Here is an 11866-nt window from a genome sequence, read left to right on the forward strand (position 1 = left end):
AAGCTGCGTTACAATCGACTGATCGACATCTTCGCTTCAGAGGCGGCCGGAGTAGCCAAGGCAGCGCAGTCCCGCCGGGACGCCGTGCTGCAGCAACATATGCGAAGGGGGGTCCGGCACGGCCGTCGCGAACAGCCGTCGCCGCGGCCGGCGGCGACCGAGTAGCGGGTGCGCCCCACTGGCCCGCTGAGCCTCACCCGGGCCCACCCGCCGAAGGGGGGTGGCTTAGCACCCTTGCGAATGGTAGGCGCCGCGGCCGGCGGGGGTCCAGCAGGGTTGCGGGCCCTGGTTCAACCCACCGCCCGCCCGAAGTCCAGGAAGCACCACTCCCGCGTCGCCGGCACGGTCCCCTGCTGCAGCCCCTTCTTCTCCGCTACCAGGATGTTGTTCGAGTGGTTGAAGCCGAAGGCGTTCTCCACGTCGTAGAGCCCGGGCTCGTTCGAGAAGTGCATTCCCTTCTGCATCACGGTATAGTCGCCCAGCGCGTGGTAGGGCGGCTGGTGGCCTTCCATCCCTTCGCCGTGACCCGGCCGGTGGTAGACCAGGTGCGCCACGCCATTAGCGACCTGGTAGTCGTGCACCGCCCTGGCCACGTTCGAGCAGGTGTTCCCGGCATATGACTGCTCCGCCTGGATCTCGTAGCTCCGCGTGTGCACGTCCCACACCTGCTCCTGCCAGCGCGTCCAGGGCGCCACCAGGAAGGCGCGGTACTGCTCGCCGCCGTACCCGCCGATCCGCACCACTCCCGAGATCTGCAGCGCATCGCCACGGGCCACTGGACTCCAGTACACCTGATTGGGGTGCGGGTAGGCCGTGGCGCGGCCGGAGCGGCAGGAGATGCCCACATCGATCCCGACCGCCTCGTGGGGCAGCCCCTGCTGCGGAATGTCCTTCATGATGAGCTGCATCCCCCAGAGCCGGGCTGCATTGGCGACTTCGAAGTCCATCACGCCGGGGCCGCGCTCGAGCAGGTAGTTCCGGGCAAAGGCATGGATCTCGGACCAGTAATCCATGGCCCGCTGCGTCAGCCGGTTCTCCAGCTCGTCCTTCACCATGCGATGGCGCATCAGGATGTCGTAGACGTCCACGAACTGCGTGCCTGGCATGGCCGCGGCCATGGCGCCGAAGCTGCCCTGCGTGGGCCGGTATTTCCTCGGCGTCTCGATCGCCCCCGCCATGTTCAGCCGCTCCGCCTGCGCCTGCCCCGGCAGGATCCCGATCTCCGCGGCGCTGCCGCTGTCCATGCCGATCGTCTTGCCGCCGTACCCCAGGCGCGCCAGGGTTTCGCCCCACCAGCGGTGAATGTTCACCGTGCGCCCCTGTACGACCTGCCCCTGGTTGGGGAAGCCGCCGTCCGCGTGATGGTAGTCGAAGTAGGAGAACGCCTTCGTGCTCCACCAGCCGCTCACCAACTGCTGGTCCAGGTAGGGGTGCAGCCAGATCAGCGCATCCTCCTGATCCATGGGGAAGAAGCAGGCGAAGGGGCGCTCCGTCGTCGAGTGCAGCAGCCCCGTGGCATAGATGATGTTCCAGCGGTTGGTCAGGAAGATCCCGCCGTCCACGCCCCGCGCGCGCGCCTCCTCCTTCAGCCGCTTCGCCTTCTGCTGATACCAGGAGAGCGGCAGCCGGTGGAAATCGGCCGCGGCCGGCAGCTCGGCCCGGCGCCGCGCCTGCTCGGCGCGCAGCAGCTCGAAGCTGTCCCGCGCCCGCTCCGCCCGCACCATGGCCCGCTCGTCCGGCCACAGGCTGCGCGGCCCGACTACCGCCGCACTGGCCAACCCCGCGCCCGAGCTCTTCAGGAACTGCCGACGGCTGAAGCGAAACATGGGTCCCTCCGGCAAAAGGGCCGCGCAGCCCCGCGGTCACACCGCCAGCCGCGCCTCGACCCGCTCGGCCTCCCCGGCGCCAAACCACTCCTGCAGGCTCCTCACGGAGCGCGCCCGGGAGCGCAGCGCGATCACGGCGTCACATGCGGCCGAGGCCGCCGACATGGTGGTGCAGTAGGGCACCCGATAGGTGATGGCCGCGCGGCGCATGGCATAGTCGTCGTATTGTGATTTCTTGCCCAGGGGCGTGTTGACGAGCAGGTCGATGCCGCCGCTGATCATCTGGTCGACAATGTCCGGCCGGCCCTCGCCCACCTTGTAGATCCGCTCCGCCGGTACGCCCCGCCCCCGCAGCCAGCGCCAGGTCCCCTCGGTGGCCAGCACCCGGAACCCCAGGTCATGGAAGCGCCGCACGATGGGCGTCACCGTAGGCTTATCGCTGTCGTTAACGGTGACGGCAATGACGCCGCTGGTGGGCAGGGCACTGCCCGCGGAGACCTGCGCCTTGGCGTAGGCCATGCCGAACGACTCGTCGAACCCCATCACCTCGCCCGTCGAGCGCATTTCGGGACCCAGGATCACATCCACGTCCAGCTTGTTAAAGGGGAGCACTGCCTCCTTGACGGCCACGCCCAGGAGCGGCGGCTCGTGCCGCACGCCCAGCGCTTCCAGCGATTTCCCGGCCATGGCCCGGGCGGCCAGGCGGGCGAATGGCACGCCCGTAGCCTTGGAAACGAAGGGCACCGTGCGCGAGGCCCGGGGATTCACCTCCAGCACGTAGACGATGCCGTCCTTGATGGCATACTGCACGTTGATCAGCCCCACCACACCCAGCTCGGCCGCGAACTGCAGCGTGAGCCGCCGCATCTCCTCGACCTCGTGGTCCTTGAGCAGGTAGGGTGGCAGCACGCAAGCCGAGTCGCCCGAGTGCACGCCCGCGTCCTCGATGTGCTGCATCACGCCCGCGATCACGCCGCGCCGGCCGTCGCCGATGGCGTCCACATCCGCTTCGAAGGCGTCCTCGATGAAGCGGTCGACCAGCACGGGGTGGTCGGGTGAGGCGCGCACGGCGCGGCCGAAGTACTCGAGCAGCGACGCCTCGTCGTAGACGATCTCCATGGCCCGGCCGCCCAGCACGTAGGACGGGCGCACCAGCACGGGGTAGCCCACCTCAGCCGCTACCGCCGCCGCTTCCGCCGCGGTCACGGCCACCCCATGGGCCGGCACAGTCGCGCCCAGTTTCCGGCACAACGCAGCGAAGCGGTCCCGGTCCTCGGCGCGGTCAATGGCGTCCACTGTGGTGCCCAGGATGGGCACGCCCAGCTCGGCCAGCGGCTGGGCCAGCTTGAGCGGCGTCTGTCCGCCCAACTGCACGATCACGCCCACCGGCCGTTCCCGCTCCACGATCTCGAGCACGTCCTCGAGCGTGAGCGGCTCGAAGTACAGCTTGTCCGAGATGTCGAAGTCCGTGGAAACGGTCTCCGGGTTCGAGTTCACCATGATCGTCTCGAACCCGTCCGCCCGCAGCGCCAGGGCGGCTTGCACGCAGCAGTAGTCGAACTCGATGCCCTGGCCAATGCGGTTCGGCCCGCTCCCCAGGATCACGATCTTGGGCCGCTCGCTGGCCGGCGCCTCCGACTCGTCCTCATATGAGGAGTAGAGGTACGGCGTCGCGGCGGGAAACTCGCCCGCGCACGTGTCCACCATCTGGTAGGTGGGGCGGACCCCCAGCGCCTGCCGCAGCGCCCGCACCTCGCTCTCGCTCACCCCCCTCGAACGCGCGAGCTGCAGGTCGCTGAAGCCCAGCCGCTTCATGCGCCGCAGCGCAGCGGCGGTGATGTCCTCGAGCCCGGGCGCCGCCGTCGCGGCATGGGCGCCCTGCGCCTCCTCTCGATGCCGTTCCCGATCCCGATCCCGGTCCGCAGCCTGAGCCACTCGGGCAGGAACCTCCCCATTCGCCTTGACTGCGTGAGTTGCTTCCTGCTTCCGTTCTGCCGGCTGGGGCGGCGCAAGTGCAGCAAACCACCGCTCCGCCTCGAGCAGTTCCGCCAGTTGCCCCAGGAACCAGGGATCAATGGCGGTGAGCTCGTACAGCTCGGCAATGGTGAAGCCGGCGGCCAGGGCGCGCTTGAGCTGGAAGGGCCGCTCCGCAGTGGGCTGGCGCAGCGCCGCGCGCAGCGTCTCGGCCGAGTCGTCGGCCAGCCCGTCGTCCTCGAGTCGCGCCCCCGTCTCCCAGCCGGCGCGGTCGATCTCCAGCCCTCGCAGCCCCTTCTGCCACGCCTGCTTGAATGTCCGCCCGATGGCCATCACCTCGCCCACCGCCTTCATCTGCACGCCCAGCGTGCGGTCGGCGGTGGGGAACTTCTCGAAGGCGAAGCGCGGGAACTTCACCACCACGTAGTCCAGCACGGGCTCGAAGGAGGCCGGCGTGGTGCGCGTGATGTCATTGGGCAGCTCGTCCAGCCGGTAGCCGACGGCCAGCTTGGCGCCGATGCGCGCGATCGGGAACCCGGTCGCCTTGGAGGCCAGCGCCGAGGAGCGCGAGACCCGGGGATTCATCTCGATCACCAGCATCTCGCCGTTCCCGGGGTGCACCGCGAACTGGATGTTGCAGCCGCCGGCCTCGACGCCGATCTCGCGGATGATGGCGATGGCCGCGTCCCGCATGCGCTGGTACTCGCGATCCGTCAGCGTCTGCGCGGGCGCCACCGTGATCGAGTCGCCCGTGTGCACGCCCATGGCGTCCACGTTCTCGATCGAGCAGATAATGACCACGTTGTCCGCGCCATCGCGCATGACCTCGAGCTCGAATTCCTTCCAGCCGATGACCGACCGGTCCACCAGCACCTCGTGGATCGGCGACTCGTCCAGCCCCCGCCGCACCGCGTCCTGGAACTCCTCGAGGTTGTAGCCAATGCCGCCGCCCGTGCCACCCAGCGTGAAGGCGGGGCGGATGATGGCAGGGTAGCCGACGTCGCCCACAATGCGCAGCGCGTCCTCGAGCGAGCGGGCGGACCCGCCGTGTGGGACGGCCAGCCCGATGCGCGTCATGGCCCGGGCAAACTCGGCGCGGTCCTCCGCCATGCGGATGGCGCGCGCGTCAGCGCCGATCAGCTCGACGCCGTGGCGCTCGAGCACCCCGCTCTGGTGCAGCTCGAGCGACACGTTCAGCGCCGTCTGCCCGCCCATGGTGGGGAGCAGCGCGTCCGGCCGCTCGCGCTCGATGATGCGCTCGACCCACTCCGCGGTGATGGGCTCGATGTAGGTGCGGTCCGCCAGCTCCGGGTCGGTCATGATCGTGGCCGGATTGCTGTTCACCAGCACCACGCGGTACCCCTCCTCCTTCAGCGCCCGCACCGCCTGGGTCCCGGAGTAGTCGAACTCGCACGCCTGCCCGATCACGATCGGGCCGGAGCCGAGCAGCAGGATCGTCTGGAGGTCTTCTCGTTTAGGCACGGGTTATACGGCAAGACTGGACATCCGGCCGGAAGGTCAGTAAAGTGGTGCCCGTGGCCGGGATCGCGCAACCCCGAGCGCATAAACCATTGCTAAGCCGCACCCGCTGGGCACGCCAGGAGCTATGGCCAGGGCGTGCCGCAGCGCACCGACTCGTTCCCGCTGCAGCGGCGAGCCCGCGCACGGCGCCGCCCGCGCTGGCTGCCCGCGTCTCGCCGCTGCCTCTCCCGCAGTTGATGGAGGCATCTGCATGTGCAACGGTGAAAGCGCTGCCGGCATCCCCGGCATGGAGGGAGAAGCCTTAAAGATCCTGCTTGCGGAAGACGACGCCGAGGACGCGAGGCAGCTCGAGGAAGCCCTGGAAGAGGACGTCGCCCGCCCCTTCCTCCTGGTTCGCGCCCGCAACCTGCTCGAGGCGCTGAGCCGGCTGCGCAAGAAGAGCTTCGACGTCATCCTGCTCGATCTCACCCTGCCCAACGGCGACGGCGTGGACATGATCTCGCGGGTGCAGGGCGAGGCGCCCGACGTGCCCGTGGTCGTGCTCACGCGCCTCGAGGACGAGCAGACGGCCATCCGGGCGCTCAAGGGCGGGGCCCAGGACTACCTGGTCAAGGGAAAGGTCAACGGCGAGCTGCTCTTCCGCTCGAGCCGCTACGCCATCGAGCGGCACCGGCTGCTGGCCGAGCTGCGCGCCCTGTCGCTGGTGGACGAGCTCACCGCGGTCTACAACCGCCGGGGCTTCCTCACCCTGGTGCAGCAGCAGCTCAAGGTGGCGCACAGGCAGAAGCGCACCATGCTCCTCTTCTTTGCCGACCTGGACGGCGTGAAGCGGATCAACGACACCTTTGGCCATGCCGAGGGCGACCGTGCGCTGGTGGATGCGGCGGAACTGCTCAAGCAGACGTTCCGCGAATCGGACATCGTGGCCCGGCTGGGCGGCGACGAGTTTGCCGTCTTCGCCATCGAGAGCACGCCTGACAGCGCGCAGATCATGATGAACCGGCTCGAGCGCAACCTGGCGGCTCACAACGCCGAGCCGGTCCGGCCCTACCCCATGTCGATCAGCATGGGCATCGCCGTGTACGATCCCGCCAGTCCCACCTCGGTGGACGACCTGCTCTCCAGGGCGGATCGGCTGATGTACGAGCACAAGCGCAGCAAGAAAGCGCAGCGGCAAGGTGGGCGGCGGCGCCGCGGCCGCATGAGCCGGTAGTTCGCGCGGCGGCCTGTCCAGCCTCGCCGCGGCAAGGTGGGCGGCGGCGCGGCCGCTCTGGCTCGCGGGAAGGGCCCGGCGTGCGGCGAGGCGGGCAGGGAGGCTCAGGCGGCCAGCGCTCCGCTCAGCGGCGCCGCAGCTTCGGCCAGAGCGCGCCCCGCCAGATCGCGAGCTTCTCCCCCGCTCCGGCGGCGCCCGCCCCCGCCGCTCGGCCAGCCGAGCCGCTCGCCTGCCGCAGCAGCCGCAGCCGGTAGCGCGTCGCCACGCCCGCCGTCTCCAGCACTCCGATCAGGTACTGGCCAGCCGGTAAGCGGCCCGCGATCTCCTCGCTCGAGAAGGGCAGTGCCGCCGCCATGTAGATGCGCGGGAACTCGCCCGTCGCCGCGATCCAGGGCACGGACTTGGCGGGCGCGCTCATCAGGAACAGATCCAGGTCGTGGTCGGCAATGGCTTCGCCCGGGTTCAGTTGCAGCACCACGTCGGTCGTGGCCGCCAGCTCGAAGCGGTAGTAGTCCGCGCCGTACGGATTCTCCAGCGTCAGCTCGCCCACGAACGGGAAAGGCAGGGGCGCGGCGTCCCGCGGGTAGTCGTTGGGCTCGAGGCTGTCCGGCGGCAGGGCGAAGGTGGGCCGGTCATCCAGGCGCAGGCCGTAGCTGCGGTCCCCGGGAATGATGGCCGAGAAGCTGCCCGTGAAGGCGAAGGGCGAGAGCAGCACATCGTACGTTCCCGCGCGCAGCCGCGGCAACGAGATGGTTACCGGCTGGATCGGCCGCTCCGCGAAGAGCGCATAGCTCGCCACCAGCCCCACAATGTCCTGCGCCGCGACGTCGATCACCTCCATGCGCGTGGCCCGCAGCGCCGCGATCACCAGGCTGCGGTCCGCCAGCTCTACCCGAACCGGCCCGGCGGCCGGCAGCTCGAAGCGGTAGACGTCGGCGTCCCGGGAGGTGTAGAGCGGCCGCGTCACGAGGGAGGGGTTCTCGAAGGGGAAGGGCAGGGCAGCCGGCTCATCGAAGCCGTTCGGCTCCAGCGCGTCATCGCCGTTCCCGGTCACGAAGAACACACCGTCGGCGACCGCCGCCACGCCCGCACGGGTCACAGTGAGCGGCCCCGTGCTGGCGCCCACCGGCACCCAGGCCTCCAGGCTCCGTCCCGTCGCCGCCACCCCCTTGAGGAAGGCCGGCACACCGCCGAAGCGGACCACGGGCTCCGCGCCCAACGACTGCCCTCGCACCGTGACTACGGTGCCGAACGCGCCGTGCTGCGGCGCGAATCCGGTGACCTCGCGCACGCGCAGTGTGGCAAAGCCGCGGAGTCCGTTGGGCGCCCGGGCCTCGATGCGCGCGTCACCCAGCGCCCGCGCCGTGACCAGTCCGGCCGTGTCCACCCGCGCCCGCACCGTGTCCAGGCTGCGCCAGCGGAAGGGCGTGCCCGGGATGGGCGCATCATCCGCATCAAACGCCGTGGCCGTGATGCGCACTGTGTCGCCCGGCGAGACCGCCGTATCGGCCGGCGTCAACACCAGAAAGGTGGGCGTCGGCGGCTGCGCCGGATCGTCACAGCCCCAGAGCCACAACAGCACAAAGCGCGAAAAGGCGGCCTTGACACCACCCCAGCGCAGCAGGCACCGCAGGCGCCCGCACGCCGGCACACCTGCCTGCGCGCCTCGCGTCGTCTCCGCATCCACCGGTCGCACCTGACACCGTCCCATTCTCCTATAAGCTTGACTCAAATTGAAATGTCAAGCCCGCCACGAGGAGGAGCCGATGTCCCGCCTCGCTCTTGCAAGCATCGCAGCGCTGGCCCTCGTCCTCGCAGGCGCTTGCGACAAAGCTGGCCCGGCAGAAGACTTTCCGACAGGGCTGCATCCGTCCGCGGCCCTCTTCTACGGCACGGTTTGCGCCCAAAACCACGATTTCGCCCCGGCCTTCGAGCTGATCGTCAACGGGTGTCCGGATGCCGAAGCCGGTGGCTACCAAGACGAAGCGGCGACCTTCCAATACCGCTTCGCTCTGGGTTTCAGGGCGGTCGCGGATCAACAGGTCCTCGCTACCTATGAGTATCGATATCTGAGTGGAGGCCAGTTGGGAATCAGGCTGGTAGATGCTGTCTTTTTCAGCGTTGCCGGCGGCTCAATTGCCCAAACGAATCCCTTTCCTCTCCTGTACATCCGCGAACTTGGAGGGTCCAAGTTCATCGGGTACGTGAGCGGCTGCTCAAGCCAGTACACGGACGCGACACAGTGCTGGAACAACCGGACCGGAGGCATCCATCTTGAGCCGCGCGTCTGCGTTGACGACCCCAACGACGGCAATTATGGCGACGCCGATGCGTTGTGTGCGGATGTGGCGGACGATTTAGCCAGCCGTTCCCTGAACCTGCTACCGACGGCGTCCTTCACCTTCCAACAGATAAGCGAGGGCTTTAAACAGTGTTTCGTCGGCTGCTACCGGTTCGACGCGCGTAGCTCTTCTGATCCGGAAGGCCGACCTCTAACGTACTACTGGGAATTCAGCGACGGGGTTACAGCTCTCACCACCGACCCCATTTACGAGCGCTACTTTATGCCCGGAGGCGGAAGAGTTACAGCACGGTTGCGCGTGGATGACGGCTCGGGAGGCATAGATATCCAGATCCAGAGCTTCTGGACTTAACTTAAGCCAGTCAATCCACGAGCACACGGGCCGCCCGTTCAGGCTTACATCCAGCGAGCGGTTATCGGATGGGCCCACCGGCCGTCTGCAAGGCTGTCGGCGATGCACACCGTGTCCCAGGGCGAGAGGGCCCTTTCGGCCGCCGTGAACAGCAATAACGTGGGTATCGGGCGGCTGCGCGGGGTCCTCCCAACCGACAACCAGGAGGACAGTTTATTGGCCGAGCCGCAGCACGAATCGGTGTCGCCGGCTACTGCGGCCGTTCTCGACGGTCTCCGTAAAGCTGGAAGACCCGCCCAGACCCCGCGTAACCTGCAATAACTCCATCAGGCGCCTCTTCACGGGTCCGGGATCCTGTGTGCCGGCGCGAGACACGGGCTCCCCCGCGGCACTGGACGCAGTAGCCGATATCCGAAGGCGGTACGACGTCGGCCGGCCTGCAAATTCGTGGACTACTGCGGTATAGGTCCCCGGTGCGAGCGTTACGGTGACGGAATCCGTGAACTCGGGCGTAAAGCTCCGGGCAGCGACCAGCGTCGTATCGAGGAACGGATTGGGGTCGGTCTGCCAGACATCCAACGTATCCCCCCGCAAGATGAACAGGTCGACGTCCGAAGTGGTGGCGGCAACGCTGGCATGGACGCTGCTCCGTTGCGACAGCGTAAACACGTAATTATCGATCGCGTAAGGGTTCTCCGCGTTCAAGCCACTCTGGTCAAACGAGAGGGTAACCCGCTGGGACTCCCTGGGAAAATCGTTGGGCTCGAACGCGTCCGGCGCCAGCCCAAACGTCGAAGCTGGTGTCAGAGTCAGCCCATACGGCCGTACCGTTGTTGTGTCACTTTGGGACCACCGTACATGCGCAATGCTCAAGCCGTAGGTCCCGGGCGGGAGGCTGGCCCGGGACCAGACCGCGCTGTCCAACGGCTGGCCGCTAATGAAATCCACCGGCGTGATGAAGGCCGCAACCCGAATCGGGTTGACAAAGAAGAGAATTCCTACGGCGGAATTGGAGATTTCTCGGCCTCCACGGTGCGCCAGAAAGAACGATAGCGGCGCGGCCTGCTGCGTCTGGAAGGCATAGAAATCGAAGTCCTGGCGCCGGGCGACGAGCGAGGGGTTGTTGTAAGGCACGGGCAGCAGCACGAATGCCGTGTCGTTCACGTCCTCGAAGACGTCATCGGCGCGCGTCAGCCGGAACTCGCGGCTGGTGCCGAAGCTGTCGCTGGGCGCCACCAGGCGCAGCGGCCCTGAGGCCGCGCCTACCGGCACCCAGACGTCGATGCGGCTGGTCGAGGCGCTGCGCGTGAAGGCGCGCACGCGCGTGTTGCCGCTGCCGTTGAAGAACACCTGTGCGCCGGCCGGCAGCTCCGTCCCCTGGACGGCCACGATCGAGCCGTACCGCCCCGTGTCGGGCGAGATCCCGGTCACGGGCGTGACCCGCGCCCGGGCTGTGCCCTTCACGTTGTTCCAGGCGGTGGCCTCGATCTGCGCGATCCCCGGCGTCTGGCCGATCGCCTGCCCCAGCAAGTTCACCGTGACATTGGCGGCGGTGGCGCGCCAGGTGAACTCGACATCGCTGAGTGTGGTGCCGCCAGCGTCCCGGCCGACGGCCACGAACTGCACGGTATCGGCGATGTCCACGAAGGTATCGGCCGGCAGCACCTGCACGGTCGCGACCGGCGGGCCGACCACGGCCAGCGCCGCCCGGCCCACTACCCCCGCTTGCTCGACCGGCTCGGCCGTGATCTGCGCCGTGCCGAACGCCAGCCCGCGCACCAGCCCGGTGCTGTCCACGGTGGCGATCTGGGGGCTCTCCGAGTTCCACCGGAAGCGCGACACCGTCACCTGGGTGCTGCCCCGGAAGGCTTGCGCCCGCAGCCGCAGCACGTCGCCCTTGCGCACTTCTGGGGTGGTATCACCGTCCAGCGTGGAAATGACGACGCGGTCGATGCGCGCCGGCCCGGTCCCGTCGTCGCCGCACGCCAGCGCCAGGCCTAGCGTGATGAGAGCCAGCGCCGCAGCCGTGATCATCCGCGAATTGGACACGAGCACCTCCTGGCGGCGAATGCGGCCGTATTTGCGGATTCGACCACTTAGCCTTCGCGCAACTCCGGCGGCAACCGGCGTGCGCTGTGAATCACAGGCCAGCACCCGATCAGCCTCCGCCCAGATAGATGTAGCGCACCAGAAACAGCGCGGCCAGCAGGTACACCAGCGGGCTCACCTCGCGCCCGCGCCCGGAGACCAGCTTGATCAGCGGGTAGGTGATGAAGCCCAGCGCGAGCCCGTTGGCAATCGAGAAGGTGAGCGGCATGGCGATCAAGGTCAGGAAGGCGGGCGCCGCTTCGGTCATATCGGTCCAGGGCACGTCCTGCATGGCGCGCAGCATGAGTGCGCCCACCACGATCAGCGCGGGCGCCGTGGCGATAGGCGGAATCGCGCCGGCAAGGGGCGAGAGCAGGGCGGAAAGAAGCAAGAGGAGCGCGACCACGACGGCCACCAGACCAGTCCGCCCGCCCTGCGAGATGCCCGCCGCGCTCTCTATGTAGGTGGTGACCGTGGACGTGCCCAGCAGCGCGCCAGTCACCGTGCCCACGGAATCCGCGAGCAGCGCCCGGCTTACGCGGGGCAGCCTCCCCTCCGGCGTCAGGTAGCCGCCCTGCTGCGCCAATCCCATGAACGTGCCCACACTGTCGAACAGGTCGACAAACAGG

The 11866-nt window shown here is 68.3% G+C and carries 7 protein-coding genes; 2 read left to right on the forward strand and 5 right to left on the reverse strand.

Translation table 11 applies throughout. The annotated features are described in order from the left end of the window. Positions 1 to 290 precede the first annotated feature (290 nt). Together HY703_00095 and carB are read right to left on the reverse strand one after the other, a co-directional pair. Positions 291 to 1826, reverse strand: a complete 1536-nt coding sequence (locus tag HY703_00095; GenBank protein MBI4543579.1) for a M24 family metallopeptidase — start codon at positions 1824 to 1826, stop codon at positions 291 to 293. 36 nt (positions 1827 to 1862) lie between these two features. Further along, positions 1863 to 5015, reverse strand: coding sequence for a carbamoyl-phosphate synthase large subunit (gene carB, locus HY703_00100; protein ID MBI4543580.1), 3153 nt, complete (start codon positions 5013 to 5015; stop codon positions 1863 to 1865). Positions 5016 to 5532: 517 nt separating this feature from the next. Between carB and HY703_00105 the strand changes: the two genes are divergently transcribed. Then, on the forward strand, positions 5533 to 6495 hold the full coding sequence (locus HY703_00105) for a GGDEF domain-containing response regulator (protein ID MBI4543581.1): 963 nt from the start codon (positions 5533 to 5535) through the stop codon (positions 6493 to 6495). A gap of 124 nt (positions 6496 to 6619) precedes the next feature. On the opposite strand, the gene HY703_00110 is transcribed toward HY703_00105, so the two are convergent. After that, a complete protein-coding gene (locus HY703_00110; GenBank protein MBI4543582.1) occupies positions 6620 to 8206 on the reverse strand; it encodes an Ig-like domain-containing protein in 1587 nt (528 codons plus the stop codon). A gap of 55 nt (positions 8207 to 8261) precedes the next feature. Here HY703_00110 and HY703_00115 point away from each other — a divergent pair, with 55 nt between their 5' ends. Continuing rightward, on the forward strand, positions 8262 to 9149 hold the full coding sequence (locus HY703_00115) for a PKD domain-containing protein (protein ID MBI4543583.1): 888 nt from the start codon (positions 8262 to 8264) through the stop codon (positions 9147 to 9149). Positions 9150 to 9362: 213 nt separating this feature from the next. On the opposite strand, the gene HY703_00120 is transcribed toward HY703_00115, so the two are convergent. After that, the gene (locus HY703_00120) at positions 9363 to 11198 is read right to left on the reverse strand and encodes an Ig-like domain-containing protein (GenBank protein MBI4543584.1); all 1836 of its coding nucleotides are present in this window, start codon (positions 11196 to 11198) and stop codon (positions 9363 to 9365) included. 109 nt (positions 11199 to 11307) lie between these two features. After that, positions 11308 to 11866: NCS2 family permease (locus HY703_00125; GenBank protein ID MBI4543585.1), on the reverse strand; the 559-nt coding region annotated here is incomplete at its 5' end.

The organism is Gemmatimonadota bacterium (assembly GCA_016209965.1).
Classification (GTDB): domain Bacteria; phylum Gemmatimonadota; class Gemmatimonadetes; order Longimicrobiales; family RSA9; genus JACQVE01.